The sequence below is a fragment of the Cyclobacterium sp. SYSU L10401 genome, from assembly GCF_010993705.1.
Lineage (GTDB): Bacteria > Bacteroidota > Bacteroidia > Cytophagales > Cyclobacteriaceae > Cyclobacterium.
On sequence record NZ_WOFO01000001.1, the window covers coordinates 1,032,228 to 1,053,129 of the forward strand.

The 20,902-nt window shown below is 44.5% G+C and carries 17 protein-coding genes; 6 read left to right on the forward strand and 11 right to left on the reverse strand.

The features are described from left to right. Window positions 1–54: 54 nt before the first annotated feature. Window positions 55–2,202 carry a TIM-barrel domain-containing protein gene (locus GL182_RS04330; protein ID WP_163378314.1) on the reverse strand — a complete coding sequence of 716 codons (2,148 nt, stop codon included), beginning with the start codon at window positions 2,200–2,202 and terminating at the stop codon, window positions 55–57. Between the two features lie 166 nt (window positions 2,203–2,368). Between GL182_RS04330 and GL182_RS04335 the strand changes: the two genes are divergently transcribed. Continuing rightward, a complete protein-coding gene (locus GL182_RS04335) occupies window positions 2,369–3,721 on the forward strand; it encodes a DUF3748 domain-containing protein (protein WP_240469570.1) in 1,353 nt (450 codons plus the stop codon). Between the two features lies 1 nt (window position 3,722). Here GL182_RS04335 and GL182_RS04340 read toward each other — a convergent pair whose 3' ends face one another. The 4 genes from GL182_RS04340 to GL182_RS04355 form a co-directional block, all read right to left on the reverse strand. Further along, window positions 3,723–4,178, reverse strand: coding sequence for a hypothetical protein (locus GL182_RS04340; protein ID WP_163378316.1), 456 nt, complete (start codon window positions 4,176–4,178; stop codon window positions 3,723–3,725). Window positions 4,179–4,182: 4 nt separating this feature from the next. Beyond that, a complete protein-coding gene (locus tag GL182_RS04345) occupies window positions 4,183–5,412 on the reverse strand; it encodes a sulfite oxidase (protein ID WP_163378317.1) in 1,230 nt (409 codons plus the stop codon). Window positions 5,413–5,493: 81 nt separating this feature from the next. Continuing rightward, complete coding sequence (locus GL182_RS04350) at window positions 5,494–6,192, reverse strand: ABC transporter ATP-binding protein (RefSeq protein ID WP_163378318.1); 699 nt, start codon at window positions 6,190–6,192, stop codon at window positions 5,494–5,496. Then, window positions 6,189–7,676, reverse strand: a complete 1,488-nt coding sequence (locus tag GL182_RS04355; RefSeq protein ID WP_163378319.1) for a DUF5687 family protein — start codon at window positions 7,674–7,676, stop codon at window positions 6,189–6,191. The genes GL182_RS04350 and GL182_RS04355 overlap by 4 nt, the downstream gene beginning before the upstream one ends. Before the next feature lie 137 nt (window positions 7,677–7,813). Between GL182_RS04355 and GL182_RS04360 the strand changes: the two genes are divergently transcribed. From GL182_RS04360 to GL182_RS04370, 3 genes are all read left to right on the forward strand, one after another. Then, complete coding sequence (locus GL182_RS04360; RefSeq protein WP_163378320.1) at window positions 7,814–8,674, forward strand: GNAT family N-acetyltransferase; 861 nt, start codon at window positions 7,814–7,816, stop codon at window positions 8,672–8,674. 142 nt (window positions 8,675–8,816) lie between these two features. Beyond that, window positions 8,817–9,962, forward strand: coding sequence for a DNA polymerase III subunit gamma/tau (locus GL182_RS04365; RefSeq protein WP_163378321.1), 1,146 nt, complete (start codon window positions 8,817–8,819; stop codon window positions 9,960–9,962). A 128-nt stretch (window positions 9,963–10,090) separates the two neighbouring features. Beyond that, a complete protein-coding gene (locus GL182_RS04370) occupies window positions 10,091–10,543 on the forward strand; it encodes a DNA polymerase III subunit gamma/tau (RefSeq protein ID WP_163378322.1) in 453 nt (150 codons plus the stop codon). Here GL182_RS04370 and GL182_RS04375 read toward each other — a convergent pair. The 5 genes from GL182_RS04375 to GL182_RS04395 all read right to left on the reverse strand — a co-directional run bounded on the left by GL182_RS04375 (window position 10,540) and on the right by GL182_RS04395 (window position 16,744). Continuing rightward, window positions 10,540–11,523, reverse strand: a complete 984-nt coding sequence (locus GL182_RS04375; protein ID WP_163378323.1) for a DUF3078 domain-containing protein — start codon at window positions 11,521–11,523, stop codon at window positions 10,540–10,542. The two genes, GL182_RS04370 and GL182_RS04375, sit on opposite strands and share 4 nt — an antisense overlap. A 44-nt stretch (window positions 11,524–11,567) precedes the next feature. Next, entirely contained in the window at window positions 11,568–13,145 is a 1,578-nt protein-coding gene (locus GL182_RS04380) for a LysM peptidoglycan-binding domain-containing protein (protein WP_163378324.1), read from the reverse strand. Between the two features lie 6 nt (window positions 13,146–13,151). Then, the gene (locus GL182_RS04385) at window positions 13,152–13,790 is read right to left on the reverse strand and encodes an O-methyltransferase (RefSeq protein ID WP_163378325.1); all 639 of its coding nucleotides are present in this window, start codon (window positions 13,788–13,790) and stop codon (window positions 13,152–13,154) included. After that, window positions 13,790–15,022 carry a M16 family metallopeptidase gene (locus tag GL182_RS04390; RefSeq protein ID WP_163378326.1) on the reverse strand — a complete coding sequence of 411 codons (1,233 nt, stop codon included), beginning with the start codon at window positions 15,020–15,022 and terminating at the stop codon, window positions 13,790–13,792. The genes GL182_RS04385 and GL182_RS04390 overlap by 1 nt, the downstream gene beginning before the upstream one ends. Before the next feature lie 159 nt (window positions 15,023–15,181). Continuing rightward, window positions 15,182–16,744, reverse strand: coding sequence for a PKD domain-containing protein (locus tag GL182_RS04395; RefSeq protein WP_163378327.1), 1,563 nt, complete (start codon window positions 16,742–16,744; stop codon window positions 15,182–15,184). A 466-nt stretch (window positions 16,745–17,210) separates the two neighbouring features. Here GL182_RS04395 and GL182_RS04400 point away from each other — a divergent pair, with 466 nt between their 5' ends. Then, window positions 17,211–17,423 carry a hypothetical protein gene (locus GL182_RS04400; RefSeq protein ID WP_163378328.1) on the forward strand — a complete coding sequence of 71 codons (213 nt, stop codon included), beginning with the start codon at window positions 17,211–17,213 and terminating at the stop codon, window positions 17,421–17,423. 99 nt (window positions 17,424–17,522) lie between these two features. On the opposite strand, the gene GL182_RS04405 is transcribed toward GL182_RS04400, so the two are convergent. Then, window positions 17,523–19,646: a T9SS-dependent choice-of-anchor J family protein gene (locus GL182_RS04405; RefSeq protein ID WP_163378329.1), complete on the reverse strand. Its 2,124-nt coding sequence runs from the start codon at window positions 19,644–19,646 to the stop codon at window positions 17,523–17,525. Between the two features lie 402 nt (window positions 19,647–20,048). On the opposite strand from GL182_RS04405, the gene GL182_RS04410 reads away from it, so the two are divergent. Beyond that, window positions 20,049–20,651: a superoxide dismutase family protein gene (locus GL182_RS04410; protein WP_163378330.1), complete on the forward strand. Its 603-nt coding sequence runs from the start codon at window positions 20,049–20,051 to the stop codon at window positions 20,649–20,651. Window positions 20,652–20,902 lie beyond the last annotated feature (251 nt).

Here is a 20,902-nt window from a genome sequence, read left to right on the forward strand (position 1 = left end):
TATACTCTTTGAGCCAAGGATAGGGTACGCCTGAACAAGGTCAGCCTGTATCAATCAAGGATGGGTCATGAATTTCCAGCTAATGGTACCTATGTGGTCTGGTTTTCCCTTTTCTGCTTTCGAAAGGCGCCCTTTCCAATTTCCATCCCCATCTTTTTCGACTTTGATCTCTCTCCATGAAAATTCCCCCTGCTCGTAGGCATAGGAAACCCCATCATCATCATAAAGTAGGTAGGTGGAGGGGGTTTTCCCATAATGCCTGATTTCCAGATCAAAGGTTTGTCCTTTTTCAGGCGCATGAAGCATGGGTTCCATCATAGGGATAATTCCCCCATCTTTGACAAAAACCGGAATCTGGTCCAACCTTGACGCTATAGAGATGATTTCTCCATTACCGACAAAGGTTCCGTCATAGAAATCGTACCAATTGCCTTTTGGTAGTACCACTTCCCGCTGAGTTTCACCCGCAAAAAAAGGGGCAACCAAAAGAGAGGGACCTGCCATGTATTGGTCTTTGATCTCCTTCTTCATCGCTTCCTGATAAGGGTTGGACTCCAGGTCGGAAACTTTGGGATCTTGGTTTTGTACTTTCTCTTCAAATCCCGGTTCCAGATTCATGCCTCTGAAAGGGGGTATGCCTTCAAAATGGTATTGGGCAAAGCTGCTGTACCAATAGGGCATCATTTGCATGCGTAATACTGCCATGGCTTTTACTTCCTCTTCCACCTCAGGGTAGGTCCAGGGTTTGGTGCCACTGGCCCAGGCATTGATCATGGCCATGGGAGAAAATACCACCGTTTGAAACCTCCTCAACCACTCCTCAGCGGTATCAGAGGCCCGGGCTTCAGGCGTCCATAAAATCCCTGCATAGCCGCTGTTGATGAGTGCGGTAATGAAATCCCGGTGGTTGTAATAATCATTGTAAAGCACATAGGGAAAGGAAACCCCACCACCATTGGAGGCCCTCACCAGTCCGTATGTTCGGCGGTCCTTTTCCCGAAAGAGTTGGGCACTCTGCTGCTGTACGAGTAATCCGTAGGTTTGTCGTAACTGTTCTGCTGCCAGACCTGAAGGGAAAGTGGCTACATCCGGCCACAGCCAGCGGTCATAGCCATCTACCTCATCGATCTTATATCCACCCACTCCCATGTCGATATGGTCTTTTTTGAATTTTTCCCAATAAATCGTGCGGGCCGTTTTCATGCTTAAATCAGGCACTGCTCCTGCCCAGACCGTGTGGCTGCCATAATAAGGTTTCAGCTCTTCATAAAACTCAGCCTCTGGTGATACATAAGGGTTGATCCACAGGTTTAATCCCACACCTTTATTTTTCAGGCTGGCTGCCAGTGCTGCGGGATCCGGAAACCTTCCAGGGTCCCAGTCAAAGGTATTGGGGTAGGATTTACTCAGCCATCCAGGTTCCAGACCTATGAAGTCCAGGGGAAAACCCCTCTTTTCAAATTCGTCTACTTCTGAAATAACATCCTCCTGATTATACAGCCGGTGAACCCTTTGGGTGAAACCCAGACCCCATCGTGGAGGCAAGGGGCCTCCTCCATTGAATAAGTTAAACCTTTGCACAGCTTCTAGCGGTGTGGGGCCTGCAAACAAATAGAAGTCCACACCATTGGCGGGGACAAGAATTTCCACCCCATCGGAGTAAGGGCTGGCTGTCCATTGAGGATCTGTATTGCGGTCTCTTGCCACCGCAGGATCCTTGCTGTCCAGCCGTGAAGCGGAGCCTGCATAAATATCCAGGTACCTGGCGGAGTTGATGAAAATTCCATATCCCCGGTCTGAAACATAGAAAGGTACCGGAGCATGTGTTCTGCCATTATCAGCCCCACCATAATGATCCACATGGAGTCTCAATATCCGGCCTCTTTGATGTACTGTTTTGAAATTCAAACCAAATCCGAAAAGTTGTTCCTCCCTTTTCAGGGGAAATTTCAAATAGGTCTTGCCATCTTTTTGCAGGGCCGCTATCTCATTTTTATCCAGCGGGAATGTTGCCTCTCCCAATTTTTCTAGAGCAGCCATTCTGGTGTCAGGAGCCGCAGCCGATAAAAGATCATAGCTTTCAGGCTCCCCAGTGGAGCCTTTCCAGATTCCAGGGGCGATAGGCTCCCATTGGATTTCCTGACCGAAGGAAGAAACCAACGATCCAATAAATAAAAATAAGCTGCATATGGAATTTTTCATGTTTGGAAAGTATTTTGGAGCAGGTAATATTCAGAAAAAAATCGGATTTTGAAAACCATACGTAATATGACTGTGATAAATGGTAGGAATGGGTGGTCGTTAAGTATATTTAAAAACCAATTGGTAAGCCTTCATGGATACTGTCTTGTTTAAATTTTGTCTTTTTATGGCCTTTATGCCATTTTTGGTAAAGCCGTCGTCCTCGCAGGATTTATGGAGTGAAAGGCAATTGACCTTTAAAGCCCAAAATCATGAGTTGGACCATAACCAGAATTTTTCTCCCGATAGTCAGTGGATAGTATATGATACCCGACCTAATCCTGCTGGAATAGCCTTGAATGACCGGATTGAAAAGGTGCATGTGGACAATGGAAACACGAAAATTCTTTATCAGGTCGAATCCCCAACTCCCTTTGGTCCGGGAGTAGGAGCGGTGAGTTATCATCCTTTCCTTAACCAGGTGGTTTTTATTCATGGCCTGCCTGATTCCGATGCAGACAGGCCATATGCGGGCCACAGGCGCCTGGGAATGATTGTGGATGAATCTTCAGGAAACCAATCGTATTGGATGGATAGCAGGGATATTACACCCCCGTTTACCGCAGGAGCTTTGCGGGGAGGTACCCACCGCCACCAGTGGAGTGGAGATGGGAACTGGCTGGGCTTTACCTATAACGATGCCTTGATGGTAGCTCTGGAGGAAGAAACAGGTAAGGTCCATGATTTGAGGACGGTCGGTGTGGCAAAAAAGCAAGCCCCTGAGGTAAAACCAGATTTGGATCAGCCTGGAGAAAACATTCAGGGGAGTTGGTTTTCCGTATTGTTGGTCCAGGTGGTTGCTGCACCTGTACCTGGTAGCCAGGAAATCAGCCGGGCCTATAGTGACTGGTGGGTGGGAAAAAAAGGCTATCAAAAGGAAGACGGCTCCTGGCAGCTTTCAAGGGCATTTTTAGGAGATTTGGTAGATCGGAATGGAAGGAAGCTGACCGAGGTTTTTATCGTTGATATACCGGAGGACATTCACAAAGCCGGTGATGCCGGACCGCTGGAAGGGAGTCACACCACCATGCCCACGCCTCCCGGGAATACCGAATGGAGAAGGTTGACCTATACCGAAGACAGGAAATATCCCGGAGTAACTGCAGCACCGAGGCATTGGGTGAGTTCCTCCATGGATGGTGCCTTTGTAAGTTATCTGGCCAAAGACAATAAGGGACTTGTGCAGGTGTTTTTGGTGCCGACTTTGGGAGGGGAGTCCATGCAGGTAAGTTTCCATGATACCCCGGTCCAAAGCATGGTTCGCTGGCATCCTGAAACCAGAGAATTTGCCTATGTCTGCGACAATGCGCTTTACATTAACCGGCTGGATGGTCTGGGTAACCCAGGGAATCCGATCAGGATCAGTAATGAATTCGAAACAGCCCCCTTTTCTTTGGTTTATTCCCGCGATGGCAATCGGCTGGCTTTCAATAGGGAGGTGGAGGGATTCGTTCAGGTATTTATCTCTGAAAGGCCATGATTCATTCTTTCAGTTCATACCATTCGATATCCGTAAGCGGAGGACGACGACCAGTTTTTACCGGGGCATAATTTTCGGACAAATAATCCAGTATGGCTTCTTCCTGTTCTCCCAGTTCCCAGAGATTTTGGGTCGCTTGCATCCACCTGATCATCTTTTTCCAGCCCTCCCGGTCTGCCCGGTTTTGGGTAACCAGTTTGGCAGAATGGCAGGCAGTACAATGAGCAATGACCAGATCCAATCCTTCGCTGGCAATGAATCCCGTTGGTTCATGTATTCCGTCTTTGATTTCATTTTCCACACCTTCTACGGCCAGGGGCTTATCGGCATTTCTTATTTCTCCGTCGGCCGGGGGAGCCTCGGTGAAGGACTGGAAATAAATACCGAAACCTATCAGCATCAGCACCAACAGTCCCGCTCCCATCAATAATCTTAAATTACCAGGTAAATGTTGCATGCTTTCAGGATACTTTTATAGCTATTCGGTGGCAGGCATTATTGAGGTAACCTTTGGGATTCCATCCGGGGGGAAGCATGGGTTGACTGTTTCCTTCATTGTCTGTTGCTTTTGCCCAGACTTCATAGTAGCCCTTCTGAGGAAAGTCGATTTCGGCTTCAAATTGTTGCCAGGCATAAGGGTTGACTGCAGGACGCAGGTTACAGGATTGCCAGGTTGCTCCGAAGTCAATAGAATACGCCATTTTACTGATATTTTGCGAGCCTGTCCAGGCATGTCCCCGGATATTTAATTTTTGGTTTTCCCTTAGGATGGCCCCGGATTTCGGATAAGTGATTAGAGATTTTACAGGCATTTTATCAATGGTGCACATGTTCTCATTAGCAACATTTGTTCCGGGTTCTACGGGCTCACAAGGAACAGCATAGGAGGGTGGAGCCATTTTTTCTCCATCGTGTACCCTATCCCTTACCGCCAGGGTGTGAATCCACTTTCCTGAAACGGAGGCTGGAAATCCCGAAGCGATCAGTCGCAATGGATGCCCATGGGCAATGGGGATATCCCGATCATTCATGGCAAAAGCCAAAAGGGTCTGATCTTCCATGGCTTTGGAAATGGGGATTCCCCTGGAAATGGGGTTTTTGTTAGGGTCCCTGCTGAGGTGTGTATCTGCACCATAATATCCGATGTAGACCGCATTGTCCTGTATACCTACGTCTTGAAGAACATCTCTTAACCTGATTCCTGTCCATTTAGCACAAGAAACCGCTCCTACCGTCCATTGATTACCATCAGCAGGAGGATAGAATTCGCTTCTCCCATTTCCGCCACATTCCAAAACAAGGTGGTAGCTGTGTTGGCTAAATTTTGCTTTCAGCTCCTCCAGGGAATACGTTTTCTCCTGCCTGGAGGATTCACCTTTGATAGTCAGGGTCCATTTATCGACAGCTATGTTTTCGGGAATTATCCCATTGTTTCGGATAAACATTTTATCGGCCGGAGTAACGACATCATCGAGCAAATGTGCCTGGGCCTCCACATTCCATGGCTGGTCGTTGAGGACCACCATTTCTTCATGTTTTCCAAAGGGTGTGGCGGGATCTTTTTCCTGCGATAAAGCCAGGGGGAGGTAGCCCTCTGGAAGGGCATATACTATTTCAGCACCCAAAAGTGCTCCCAATGAGCTCAGTGTCGTTCTTTTAATGAAATGTCTTCTGTTGGAAGGGTTTTTCATATTCGGTCAATTTTTTTAAAGCAAATTAGCCCTTTTGGGCGATTTTTTCAATTCTAAAACTGTCCATTTACCGGGACTGTTTCAACCCACATTGAAATAAGCATTTAATTCTGCTGTCATATCGTATTTTTCCTGAAGGTCCTTGACCATTTCTCCTTTTTCCAACAGGACGATGCGGTCACATATTTCTATGACATGGTTGAGATCATGGCTGGAAATCAAAAAGGTCACCTGATGGTCGGCCTTTTCCTTCAGGATTAATTTTTTCAGCCTGATCTGAGAGCTGGGGTCCAGGTTTTCAAATGGTTCATCCAGAAGAACGGCTTCCGGGTTTCCCAACATGGCGGCAGCGATCCCCACCTTTTTGATGTTCCCCTTTGAAAGATCACGGATGTACTTTTTGTTACCCAGAATTTCACCATTGAAAAAATCACTGAATTTCTCCAGATGCAGGCTCAGGTCCTGTTCGGAAAGTTGGTATATTTTTCTTAAGGCGGTAAAATACTCCTCAGGACTCAAAAAGGAGAGCAACATGTTTTCATCCAGGTAAGCGCCTACTTTTGTTTTCCATTGTTCCCCTTTACTTACATCCTCTTCATCGACCCTTACTTCCCCCTCGGTAGCCCTAACCAGATCCAGCATGATACGGAACAAGGTAGTTTTGCCCGCACCATTGTTTCCTACCAAACCGAAACACTGGCTTTTAGGGATGCTTAGCTCCGGGATATTAAGCACCGTAGTTTCGCCGTAAATTTTCTTCAATGCATTTATTTTTATCATAATTCCTGTCGAAATGAGGAGGAAATCTCATACTTATTCTGAATGATCTTCTCAGCAATAGAAGCAGATATGCGGCGAAATACCAGAATCCCAAAAGATCCGGCTATGCTCATGGCCAACAATCCTGCGTAATCGCCAAATAAATAGGCAAATGGTAGAAATACAGCGTATGGTGCAGCTATCAGCGGAATAAACATGAGAAACTGGGATATTCCCATCCCTTCATAATTGAACATAGAACCTTTATTCAGGTCCATTGGTTTGGGTTTCCATAGCGCCAGGTAAATGACCAGGTGCATCGTTACCCCAATATTGAATAAAAAGGTGGCCAGGTGGATCAGCAAAACATCCCAGCCAAAATAGACATAAGGTACTGAGAGTATGAAACACAGTAGGGAAATACCTGTAAATAACAGGTACTTTCCCCTGACCAGGGCTTTCAATCCATTTTTTTGGTGAACATAGAAATCAAAAGCAGGGGAATTCCAACTCAAAAAAAGTTGTCCGTATTGCAACATAAAAATGCCGGTGATAAAAGTTCCTACAAAGATGAATTCATAACTAAAGCCGGATGTGGTCTGATAGGCCGGGTTGTTGTAAAAGATCAGGCCGTACAGTAGGAAGATCAGGCATAACATCAGATAGGTTCGGCTTTTTTTATGCCGGATAATCAGTTTCCATTCCAAATTGGCCATTTCCCCGGCAAGTCCGAATTTTGACAAAAACCCCAGGTTTTTATTGGCAAACTGCAGGTGCTCCCCTTCACTGAGTTCCTCCAAATAGGCATTTTGGCGGTAGAATGCAAAGCAAAGAAAATAGCTGAGGATCAACACTGTCAAAAGCAGAAAAATGGGTACCGGGCTTTCAAGGGCAAAGGTAAAAACGGGCTCAAAGAAAGCCCCCATATCATAAATACCGAGATAATTGGCTCCAAGGCTAATCAGCAGCGTAGTGAAAACGGCTATAGTTCCTGTCATGCTGTCTTCAAACCGTTGCTTGAACCAAAGGATAAACCAGTGTATGGACCAGCTGGTAAGTACTACCGCTGTCAACCAAATTCCGGCAGGAAATGTCCCATACAAGGGCTGAATCTCGAGAAATGCAAAAGGGCCGAAAACAAGTAATGAGATGATATTTAAAGGGGATATAAAACTACTTCCAAGTAGGAAATGAATGATCCTCGATTTGGAGAGGGGCAGGTGCAGAAAGCTGCCGAGGCTGATGACGGGTAATTGCTGTATGAAGTACCGGTATATGAGCTCTAAAAGGAAAAAATAAAGCAGGCAACTGTTGATGAATACCACAGCATCGTCTTTTCCCAGGACATCTTTGACCAGTTTATTCAATACCAGGCCAAATAGAAAAAGATAACCCAATAGAAAAATACCGATAAAAAACACGAAAATCCCAATAGCGAGGCTTCTGGCAAAGGAAGTACTCCTTACCCTTTTTAATATTTCCAGTTTTATCAGGTTTTTCACCATTTAGTTATTGGGTTTTACTGTCGCCTATTCCAAACGAATCAAAATACAATTTCTAAAATATAAAAAATTTAACAACTGCTGTTAAATATTTCCTGTTAACTGTTAAATATTACATCTTTGGAAGAATACTCAAGCCTATGGATTCAGAAATTTTCTTAAGTAACATGCAGCAAGAAGACCTGGTGGCTGCCATGGATTTAAAGACAGCTGAAGGTTGGAATCAAACACAGGCGGATTGGGAGTTGTTCCTGACCCAGCATCCCCGCCTTTGTCTGGTGGCCAAGGCAGAAGAAAAAACAGTGGGTACGGTGACGGCCTTTGTGTATGAAGGTAAATTGGCCTGGATTGGGATGATGCTTGTGAATCCCCGGTTCCGGAGGAAGGGGATCAGTAACCGGTTGATGCTTGAACTGATGGACAGGTTGAGTTTCTGCCCTACCATCAAATTGGATGCTACGCCTGCAGGACAATTTGTATATGAGAAATTAGGTTTCAAGAAGGAGTATTCTCTTTTCAGATGGATCAGAAAACCAGTTTCTTTGCTGCCCAATAACGACCTTTCCCCGTCGGTTTTCAAATTGGGTATTTTAGAGCTCAGGGATTTAATGGAGCTTGATGCGCAGGTATTTGGTGCCAACAGGGAATTGGTGCTCCGGCATATCTGGCATTCTTTGCCCGGGGGAGCATTCGTATGCAGGGAGCAGGGTGGGGTAAAAGGCTTCCTGTTGTGCCGAAAAGGTAGTCGGTATATACAACTGGGTCCAATGGTAGCAGAAAATGACACCATAGCTAAGGCCCTTCTCCACCAGGCCCTGATGCAGTTGGGTGAAAAGGAAGTGGTATTGGACATGGCCGCTAACCGCAGCGAAATGAAAACCTGGCTGGAGCAACAAGGCTTTGAAATGCAAAGAGAGCTGATCAGAATGTATTTGCATACCAATGCCTGCGCAGGCATTCCGGAAAAATATTATCTTATGGCAGGGCCTGAACTGGGATGAGGTTTGCAGCCAGGATAGTTTTTGGATTTTTTTGGCGCACACTTTATTTTAAATGACAAATTTTCAGTGCCTTAACTTTTGGTAAGGGGTAAAAAGGAAAGATGAGGAGATTTAAGTTCAATTAATTTTATAAATTGCGGTGATGGAAAATTTTGTTGTTTCTGCCAGAAAATACAGGCCCTCCGACTTTAAAAGTGTGGTAGGGCAAGGTCATATTACCACTACCCTGAAAAATGCCATAAAAAACAACCACCTGGCACAGGCTTTTTTATTTTGTGGCCCGAGAGGAGTAGGTAAGACCACATGTGCCAGAATTCTGGCCAAAACCATCAACTGTGAATCCAGGCAGGATACTGGAGAAGCCTGCAATTCATGCAGCTCATGCGAGGCATTTAATTCCAACAGTTCCTTTAATGTACATGAACTGGACGCTGCATCTAACAATACAGTGGAGGAGATTCGTAACCTGGTGGAGCAGGTGAGGTATGTGCCTCAGAAAGGGAAATACAAAGTGTATATCATAGATGAGGTTCACATGCTCACTACTTCCGCTTTCAATGCTTTTTTGAAAACGCTGGAGGAACCCCCCAAACATGCTGTTTTTATCCTGGCCACTACCGAAAAACACAAAATCCTTCCTACGATTCTTTCCAGGTGTCAAATATTTGACTTCAACAGGATTCAAATTCAGGACATCAGCCAGCACCTGGCTTATATTGCCAAAGAAGAGGAAATCGATTATGAAGAAGAGGCCCTTAGGCTGATAGCCACGAAAGCTGACGGGGCACTCAGAGATGCCTTATCCATTTTTGACCTGATTGTTACTTTTTCTGCCGGCAATAAGGTTACCTATCAGGAAACCATCAACAACCTTCATATACTGGATTACGACTATTATTTTCAAGTAACGGAAGTCTTGCTGGAGGAAAGCATTTCCAGGGCCCTGTTGATTTTTGATGAAATTTTGAAAAAAGGATTTGACGGGCATAATTTTTTGATCGGATTGAGCGAGCATTTCCGGGAATTGATGGTTTGTAAAGACCCGGATACGGTTCAATTGCTTCAGGTTTCGGAGGCGGTAAAAAGTCGCTATACTACCCAGGCCGCCAAAGCACCGCTTTCTTTTCTTTTATCGGCCCTGAATATTTGTAATCAGGCAGACATGGCTTACAAAAGCAGTAAGAACCAACGGCTACATGTAGAACTGGTTTTGATGAAACTGGCGAAATTGCCCCACGCAATCAATCTTGCGGCTGTATCTGAGGCAGATCCAAAAAAAAAAGTATAGCTAATGAAGACAAAAATCCTGGACAAGACCTACCCCCGCCCCCAACCGGACCTGGTAAGGTAAGAGAAGGATCGACTGTAAAAAAGACCATTTCCATACCCGCCAGTCTGACCGATGTCAGAAATCAAATGAAAGCCAGACCGGTAGATAAACCGGTCGGGGAGGAAGAAAAAAAGCAGGCACCACCCAAAGAAACAGGCGGCCAACCTCAGGAGGCACTCACGGAGCAGGGTGTAAAGGACATGCTGGAGGAGGTAAAGATGGCTTTCAGTGAAGACCACAAAAACATGGAAATGGCCCTGTTGAAACAACCCTTTGAAGTCAGGGACTATCAGCTGGTATTTTTTCTAAGTAAGGGGCTTCAGGAGGATTTGTTTTCCAAACTCAAACCTGAACTCACCGGTATCCTGCGCAGAAAATTTAACAACCCCGAATTGGAAGTAAGTTTTGAGGTCAGGGAAGAGGCCATTGATCCCTCAAAAAACCTGTATACATCCAGTGAGAAGTTGGGATTCCTTTTAAAAAAATCACCCGCCTTGAAAGAACTTAAAAACCGTTTTGGCCTGGAAACAGATTTTTAGAAGTCCAGCCCGATTCCAAAATTAATGAGGTTTTGTAGCTGTATGGCCCGGGAAGAGCTGCCGTCATCCTGTTCAATAAAAACACTTTCGTCGTAAATCAGGATGGTTTCAATTCTGGTAGTAATGTACCTGTTTACCTTCAGGCTGATGACGGAATTGAAATTGACTACCATGTTTCCGAGTTTTTCATAATTTGAAAAGAGATTGAGATCTGTTTTCCACCGGATGTTTTCCATTACCTGAATGTCAGCTGTAGTGCCCATAGAGACACCAGCCTCAGGCCTTACTTTTTCTCCCGGGATTACACCAAAAGCGCCTACCCGGCTGAGGGAATCATCCAGAACAATGGTAAACCTACCAGTAAATGGAGAGATAATGGTTGAAAATTTTCCATCGTTTTCTAAGGAGGTTTGGTAATTTAAACCGGTAGAGGATTGTATATAGCCCGGACTTAGAAAGTCTGAGATCCTGTTGCGACTGTCTCTTTCTGCGCCGGAGGGCCGGAAATACCTGTAACCTTCCAGGAGTTGGGTCCGGGCATCAATTTGAGTGGACAAGTAAACTTTCTCACTCAACTGTCTCCCGTATTTACTTGAAAAATTAAAGTTGTCATTTGATTTCCGCGTGGGATAGGCCCTTCCCGTTTGTCGGTTTATTCCATAGTTAATGGAAAGTTTCGTGTCCCAGATGATATTTTCTTTTTCGTAATTGGCAAAAAGCTGAACACCTGTATTCAGGGCAAAAGAGCTCGCTCCTCCTGCTGCCCAGTTACTTAAGCTTACCTGTTGCAGACTGAAATTAAAATTCCCGCCTTTTTTCCAATATATGGGAGGCGCTTCGGTGGTAAAAATCAAAGAATCGCCTTGCATTACCAGTGTATCTCCGCCAATGATGACCGTATCAGCCTTGGAAATATCCTGAGAAAATCCGGTTTTGGTAACCACAAATAAAATCAAAAAGAAAATAATCCTACCGGGCATGTTTGTCTTTAGCTTTGGGGCAAATATACAGTCAATTCGTTTATTTATTTTCTGATTTCAAGTTTTTGTCCTACTGAAAGGAGGTTGTCAGGTCCGATATTGTTCCAGTCTTTTAGCTCCTTGACAGAGACGCCATATTTATTGGAAATGGCATAGAGCGTGTCTCCGGGCTGGACCTGATGATAAAGTGGATCCACCTTTTTTTTCTCCTCCCTGTTTTCCCTGACCAGAATGTCTTTGGTCCCGGATTTTTCAGGCGTATTGATTTCCTGTTTTTCAATACTGATAGAAGGCGCCTGTTGTTTGGGTTTGGCGGGGATCAATTTTACCCTTGCAACCGGTTCATTTCTTTTGTAGTATTTTCTCAGACGCAGGACCATTCCCGGAAGGAGTTGTTTGTCTTTATAAATGCGGTTTTTGGCCATAAGGGAGTGCAGGCGGATTCCATATAGTTGTGCTATGCCCCAAAGTGATTCACCAGGTTGTACGACATGTTCCTCTTCCTCTGCCTTGCCTTTTTTTCTCCGGGTATAATAATACTTGCCACTTTGTACCGGATCAGCCGGTTTCAGGTCGTTTGACCGCCTCAATTTTCTCACACTGATATTGGCCTGTTGAGCCACCTGGCTTTGATTGTTGCCGGATGCCAATATTCCTCTGACACCATTGATTCGAATCTGGTCGGGTTGTCTGGCTTTATTGATATTCCCCTCTACCCGGGGGTAGCCCAGGGCATTTTTTTTAAGTGGTGATAATCCCTCATCAGTTGCTACGGGAGCATTACTGGCCAGGACGGGCCTTTCAGGAACAATCCCCTGGAGGATGTAGGTAACGACATAGGTCCGGTCTCCGGGTATCTTGCCCCTGATTGCCCATTTGTTATACTCCTTCAGGTGGTTTTCACTCACTCCCAGAATTTTTGATACAGTTTTCAGGTCTGTAGGTCCTGTTACAGGATACTCATGTAGGTATTCCCCATTACTCACCAATTGGTTAACCTGTTGTTCGTAAGCAATTTTGTGGGCCAGGAATTTTTTCAGGTACCAGTAGGTCGATCGGTCTATGTCCATGGTTTGCTGCCCTCTGTACCTGTCCTTGTAGTAGTTTCTGGCACCGCCCAGACCCATTTGGTAGGAGACCAGTGTGATGGCCCAGTTGTCGAGGTAACTTTGGTGCTTTTTGAGGTAGGTTGCTGCACCCCTGGTGGCGGAAACGATACTTTTCCTTTCGTCAATCTCCTGGTCTACCCGGAGGTTAACTTCTTCAGCAGTAGCTTTTTTAAATTGCCAGAAACCAACAGCATTTGACGTGGAGACGGCATCCGAAATCAGGCTGCTTTCCTGAATGACCAGAAATTTAAAATCCTCCGGCACGCCTTCTTCCCGCAAGACACGCTCCACAACAGGAAGGTAGAGGTTAATCCTGTCCAATTTGACCTGAAAATGGGTATTGCTCCTGTATTGGGCAGCTACATCTTCCTGTATTTCCTTTTGGGCAGCAGCATTGAGGCGTAGGGTCATGCCTGCAAAATAAATGGTTTTGGGCACCTGAGGCACCTGACCTGATACAGCAGACAAACTTAATAGTAAAACAACTAAACTGCTTATGGTTATTCTGATCATTTTTGCTTACAGCTTTCTTGCCAACATGATACCATCTCTGATCGGCAAAACAATATTTTCTACCCTTGGATCTGCCTGGACTTTTTCATTAAATGCCAATATGGCAGCCGTATCTTTGTCCAGTTTTTTACGGTTTTGGGCCAGCACTTTTCCAGACCAGAGGATATTATCGGCAAGGATCAATCCACCCGGCGCCATATCCTGAACGACAAGATCGTAATAATTGACATAGTTTCGCTTGTCTGCGTCAATAAAAACGAAATCAAAAGGCTGCTTAAACGCTGGCAGTAACTCCAGGGCATTCCCTATGCGGTAATCTATTTTAGCAGCCAATCCTGACCTGGAAAAAAAGCCCCTGACCATGGTTTCCAACTCTTTGTTAATGTCCAGGCTTACGATTTCCCCCTCTTCTCCAAGACCTCTTGCCATGCAAATGGTAGCATATCCGGTAAAAGTACCAATTTCCAATACCCGCTTGGCACCACTTAACCTGACCAGCATTTCCAGTAATTTACCTTGCAGGGGACCTGAAAGCATACGGGGTTTGAGTACTTTCAAATGTGTTTGCCGGCTGATATGGGCCAGCAATTCATCTTCCTGAGTACTATGTTGGAGACAGTAAGCAAATAATTCTTCACCGATCATTATCCTTTGGGTAAATAAGTGAGAAAGCTGAATTTTTCATCATCATAAACCTCGTTAGCCAGGTCTTGCAGGTCTTCTGCCGTGCAGGAACGGATTTTGGAAAATATATCCTCCAACGATTCAATCCTGCCTTTATCCAGCAGGCTTTTGCCGTATACCAGCATCAAACCTGAATAATTCTCCTCTGCCATGGCCATTTGCCCAATGGTTTGTTCCTTTCCCATGTGCAACTGCATGGTGCCCAACTTTTTTTCGCGGATTTTTTTGATTTCCCTGAGCACGATTCTTTTTGCCTTGGCAGCAGTTTTTTCTTCGGTCCCATAATAAATACCTATGAAACCCGTATCAGTAAAGGCCTGATAGATGGATTCTATGCTGTACACCAGCCCATGTTTTTCCCTCAGGGCCATGTTGAGTCTGGAATTCATGCTCGGTCCCCCCAGGATATTATTCAGCAGGTAAAGCTGAAAACGCCTGTCATCTTTGATGGATAGAGCTGGTTTGCCTATGGCACAATGGGTTTGGGTCAGTTCCTTGTAGTAGATGTTGGTTTTGGGTTGGTAGCCATTGGTGGATTGTCTTACCGCAAGACTTTGCTTCGCAGGGATAGCTTCCAGTAATGGTTCGAGCCTTTTCAGGGCCTTTTTAAAGCTGATATTGCCAACCACCGAACAAACAATCCTGGAGGTGTCCATGTGCTTTTGTATAAACTGTATAAAATCCTCCTGGCTGAAACTGCCCACAGTTTCTTCCGTGCCCAGGATGTTATACCCCAGGGAATGGTCTGGATACAAAAGGGCATCAAATTCATCCTGTAATGAATCTTCAGGAGAATCCCTGTACATGGCCATTTCTTCCAAAATGACCTGCCTTTCTTTGTCTATTTGCTTTGGGGGAAAAATACTATGGAAAGTAATGTCACAAAGCAGGTCAGCCGCCTTATCCCAGTGCTGCTGGAGTACCGTTGCGTAAAAGCAGATTTTTTCCTTAGTGGTGTAGGCATTCAACTCGCCTCCTACGGAATCCAACCGATTGATGATGTGAAAGGCTTTTCTTTTTTCAGTGCCCTTGAATGCCATGTGTTCCCAAAAATGGGCCAATCCCTGCTGGGAATACAATTCATCCCTGCTGCCAATATCCAGCACAAATCCACAGTGCACCAACCTGGTACTATTGACCTCCTGATGAACGATTCTGATCCCGTTTTTTAATTCCTTGATTTGGTATGCCATGAGACGCTTTTCAAAGCACAAAAATAAGAGCAAATATTGGGAAAGAAACCGGTAGGCCGAAAAAATGGATGCCCGTAGGTATTGGTGACATTGGCAGTTTGGCCACAAAATCATCAAACCCCCATTAGTTGACCGGATAGTGTCAGTTTCTCCCTAAACTTACCTGACGATTAATTTCAACCGTTGGACTTTTTTTTCATAATGGATTTCAAGAATCAACAGTCCTTTCGGTAAGTTTTTCATTTCCTCGTTCAGGTCAATGATGTTTTTGTTCCATTCCTTTTCTCTGCTGAAAGTTACTGCTGGAGAAATAAACCTTATTTTCACTGTTTGGAATTCAGGAATTACCGGTCCCACATAGTGTAACCAGAGGGCCTTTTCTTTAAAGGGGTTGGGATAAATTTTCCAATCAGGAGCATTTTGGGGTCTCTCCGGTACCATCGCAGAAATTGTTTCACCGTATTCACTGCTTCCGTCCAGGTTGAACTGCCGAATCCGGTAATATACCCTTTGCCCATTTTCTGGCACAAATTTATCCTTGAAAGTATAATGACTGGTAACTTGGCTGTTTCCCACACTTTTGACCTCTCCTATAGCCTCAAAATTGTTTATGGACCCGATGGATTTTTGAATGACAAAATGGCTGGACGCTGTTTCCTTGTAGGTGGACCAATTCAAAATGGCTGTCGACTGATCATGATTGAATGAAACTTTCATTTTTCCCCAGGTGATAGGCAATGCCCCAAAATACAACACTTCAAATGTCCACTCACTGGAGCAGCCAAAACTGTCAGTGACGGTAAGGAAATAATCACCTGCTACAAGTTCCGTGAGGTTTTGCTGGTCACTCGTGAAACCATCAGGTCCAGTCCAGGCAAGGGTGTAATCTCCAGTACTGTGGATATCCAGGCTGATGGCCCCATTGGGGTTTTCGTCATCTGTATGGTCTGTGGTTGTTCCCGTCAAATCAATTTCCTCAGGGACTTGAACGGATAAATTGAAGGTGTTTTCGGTGCCATTGGCGTCAGTAACCGTAAGTTCAGCTGTTCCGGATCCGTTATACTCCACATTGGGATTGGCAAGGGTTGAGCTACTGACGGTGGCATTGGTAAAACTCCAATCGTATTGATAATTTTCCCTTCCACCATTCGTGGTGCTTGTGAAGTACACGGTACTTGTCCCATCAGCTGGGCAATCATAGCTGTATTCAAACTGAACCGCCAGCGGAGCATCCACCACGATGTCCGAAGTTAACTGGCATTGACCTTTAGGGTAATCATTACATACGTACTCCTCTGAGAAGTCCCCTGATCCACTGGTAGTCCATGCCATCAGCGAATTACTTAAGACTACTTCCTCTCCACAGACCCAGTTTAAGGGAAATGCAGTCAGGGTCAGGGTATCAGCTGTGGTTTTTGCAGGTGGAATAATTCCAAAATAATAATTCAGAAACATGGTATTGCCACCCACCGACAGGTCAGCTAATAAACGCCCATTGCTTACCCCACTACTTGAACTCGTCTGGTAAACAAAGGAAATATAGGTAGTTTGCTCTATTCCCGGCGTACAGGTCAGCAGGGAGCTGGTGATGGGGCTGCCGTCCAGATCACTCAGGTAAACAGATTCTATGGTATAGTTGTTGGAGGTGCAAGACCCCTCACAATCCCTGAGATCTAGTAAATCATCCTGATTTTGAGCAAATCCACCAAGGGCTAAACCCATTACCAGGCATGTCAAAAACAATATTCTAATGACAAACCTCATTTTTCATCAGTCGAAAATTCTATATTATCCCTTATCTAATGATTTTTATGGGATAGTAAAGTAAATATACGAAATTTAATTCTATTTTTTAGTGAGAAGTTCAAATTGGGATACGGTAACCAGTTATTATCAGTTGGGTAGTTGGCGACTATGTTTACAGGAAATGACATCCCTTTTTTCTGGTCTTTAATCTGTTCGAAAATTTCTTAATTTTTTTTTAAGGAGGTTTTTCGAGCCCAAATGCACTTTCCTTAAAACGATTTACATTTATCATTTTTCGTAATCAAGGTCACCGTAATCTATTGATTTTCATCACTTTTACAGGTTTGGAAATTTCCTTTTTTGTCCTCAACTTTGGCTTTAGATAGGTACTGAAAGGATAGAAAAACCTGTTGAATTGTTAAATTTTTAACTTTTACATGTTATGAAAAATCAATCGAAGTTAATTTTGGCCAATTTGTTTGCTTTGGTCTCTGTATTGGTGATTCTCGCCATTTCACAGCTTTTGAATGTGAACATGGCTTTGGGGTCAGGAGCGGTGTTTCCACAGACGTTGCTATTGGTAGTCCCTCAACTGGGATTTGTATATTTACTCTGGAAGTCTTTCAAATTGGAAAAAGCCAAAGCATTTTCCTGATTTTTTTAATTGGTTTATTTGTTGGTTCGGACCGGCCATTCATAGGAAGTATGAGTGGCCGGTTTTTTTATAGAAAAACAATTACCTGCTGGTCCCATCTTACTTTTGTATAATGACTTTTTTAAAGATGTCATGGGCCTGCTTTCGTTGAACATGTATCAGGTAAACTCCCCCAGCCAGGTTGGAAACATCAAAAAATACCGTTCCCTCCCGGCTGTCCCGGGTCTCCATTGTTTGGCCCCATTGATTGATCAGGCTCACCGAATGAGAGGGTCCGATTTGATGAACGAATAAAATTTGGTTGGCCGGATTGGGATATATTTGGATAACATCTGAATCATCCGCATCAGAGACTCCCAAAATCAGGCTGTTGGCCAGGAGCTTTTTTGGGTCCAGTCGTATTTTTACTGGCAGGTGATCAGAGGTGTTGGTCAGAAAGTTAGTCCAGCCACGATCGGGTACTACTATCCTTGCAGATTGTGAAAGGTAGCTTTCAGCCAGTTCATGGCTGAGGATCACGTGATCAATGATATCTTCCGAAAGAATGTAAGACCTTAACCCCGCCTGGGACAGGGCAAGCGTAACCGGGAAATAGTTTTCCTGATCCAGCATAAAATGGATAAATGAAGTTTCGGAACCGGATACAGTAGAGGCACTGGTATCCGAAATGGTTTTGTCCAGGTCATCATTAAAATCTCCAAGGATAAGCAGGGGCTCTTTTCCATAATAATGATCCAAAGAATCCTTTAGTACCGCCAGGTCATATTTTCTCATGGCATACCTTGGATTGGTGGCACTTTCCCCACCGCCATTGGACCGGGCATGCAGATTGACCAGCGAAATGGTTTGTTGGATACCATCCACCCGGGTTTCTGCTTCCATTAAGAAAGGAAGTCGGCCACTGGCCCAAAAGCGGTTGGGGTCAGAGGGGTATTCCGCAAGCGCCTCTGAGGTGACTCCTTGTAAAAGTACCCTTGAGGATAAGGGCTTTACGTTAGCGGTTTTGTAAAGGAAAGCCAGCTTTTGGGCAGAATCAAAGGCCTCCGGTCCATAGGAGACAGCCGGAGAAATCACTGCTTCATAGCCTTCCAGTGTCGCCAGGAGCTTATCGAACTGATTGAGGTTGGTGATTTCCTGCAAGGCATAGATATCGGCATTAATGGATTGGATCAACCGGCTTACATTTTCCAACTGCAGTCCGGGATCCGAGGGACCCTGATAGGGGAGGTCTGAGCCAAACCAGAACAAATTCCAGGTGACAATATCCAGGGTTTTTTCCTGACTTAGGGTAGACCCGGAAAGAAATGAAACCTGCTGTAAGGTATCTGCGAAGGAGAAGGAAATCGGACCATGGAAAGCCCCATCTGATTGTGGTTCGAAACGTATCCATAGCCTATTGTTTTGGCCAGCCTCTTCAGCGGTATAGGAAAGGCTTCGGGTGAATCCATTGGGTGTTTTGGAAATGCCAAAACCTTCCGCTACCTGAATATTGAGATCCCCGACAGGCTCAGCCAATAAGAATTCAAAACCTTTGATTTCAGTACTGGCCTGCCCCAAAGGCACCGTTCCAAAATGCATGTAGTCAGTATTTCCCAGGTTGGTGCTAAGAAAGGGTTTTGGTGGTTTGTCAGCATTGGTGATGGTCCAATCGTCTAATGTCCAACGGGCGGCACCCTGTTCCGGAGAAGAAAAATAGACTATTGCCAGCCGTATTGGGTGGGTTTTAAATGGGGCAAGGTTGATTTTTCCTGAGTAGGTCCATTCATCCCCCCGGGCAAATCTGTCTCCGAGAGGAATCCACTGAGAGCTTGTAGGGTCGCCGGTATCATAATCTGTTGAAACATATAGTTTAGGCCTCGGTCCATCAAAGGCCACCCTGCTGAAAAATGAAAGTAAAGGGTACTGAAAATTATCCAGGTCATATTCAGGACTGATCAGCCAATTTTCATTTTTCAGTGCGGTACCTGCGTAGCCATTGACCTGTAGGGCATTTGATTGACCGCTTTTCGTATGGATGTCCTTATGGCCAAAAGTAGTACAGGCCCATTGTTGATTGCCGGCAACCCCGAAAATATACCAACCTTGTGGAATACCCTCCACACAAGTCTGGTTAAAATCCTCTTTTATGGATAAGGCATCACCTGATGTTTGGGACGAAAGTGCCTGGGTATTAAAAAAATGTATTTTGCCAAACAACACCAAAAGGAAATACAGCAGGTACATTTATTGAAGAATTTGGCCTGTAAGTAAATTGATCAATTGAATTTAGTTAAAAAAAAGTAAAAAATAGAATCCAGCAATAAGGTATTTTGATAGCCTGTGTTTTTCCTGAAAGTCTGATTTACGTTTATTGGGTGTAGTATTAGGTTAGTAGGTTTAATTTTTATTTAGGCAAGACCACAAGATATTTTTGATTGATGAATATTAGAATGCTGTTTTCGCTGAGTCATTTCTGAAACTTCTTAAAGAACGACAAAATTTCCGTGTACTTTTCCATAAGAAAAATTACCCAGTGCCCTTTCGCCGGGTCAGCCGATTTATTTTGCGGTTTATTCAAATTTTCAAAGAATTGGCACATTTTTTTCGGTAATTACTATTAACCAACAAAAAATAAAAATTTTGATTATGTTAAAGAAATTAAATCTCATACTACTTACTATAGGCATAGCAACATTTGCATTTGCCTGCGGTTCCGGAAGCAACAATACCAATGAAGAAATGAGTTCTGACGATGAAATGATGGCTATGGAAACCGAGCCTGAAACAACGGAACTCGAGTCAGCAGTAGCTGTAATTTCCGGAGCAAGTGGAAGCAATGTTAGCGGATCGGCAACATTCACGGAATTGGAAAATGGAAAGGTTAGCCTGGTGATCCATGTAGAAAATCTTTCTGAGGGAGAACATGCGCTCCACCTTCATGAAAATGGTGATTGCAGTGCAGCAGATGCTACTTCGGCAGGCGGGCATTGGAATCCAACAGATGATCCCCATGGAAAACGGGGAGAAAATGAGTACCACAGTGGTGATATTGACAATATGGTCGTTGGGGAAGACGGGGTAGGTACCGTCGAGATGGAAGTTGAAGGTTGGACCATAGGCGATGGAGCAAATAGTGATATCCTTAACAAGGCGGTGATTATCCATGCTGATGCCGATGACTTTACTTCCCAGCCTTCCGGTGCAGCCGGTGCAAGGGTAGCCTGTGGAGTGATTCAGGCTGGCAGTTGATCATTAAATTCCCTGGGAAAAATTATGCTTAAGGCATAGACCAATCTGGATTTTCAGAGCAAAATGGATAAATACATTTGCAGGGTGTGGTTTCAATTTCCCATTTAGGATCAAAAATTATCCAAAAAAGAAAAGGAAGAATCTTTAAAAAAACCCAATGGTACCTACCATTGGGTTTTTTAAAGATTTACCACTTGCTAAGTGGAGGAAGACGCTTTTTCTAAGGGAAAAACTTGAATGATTAACCTCTA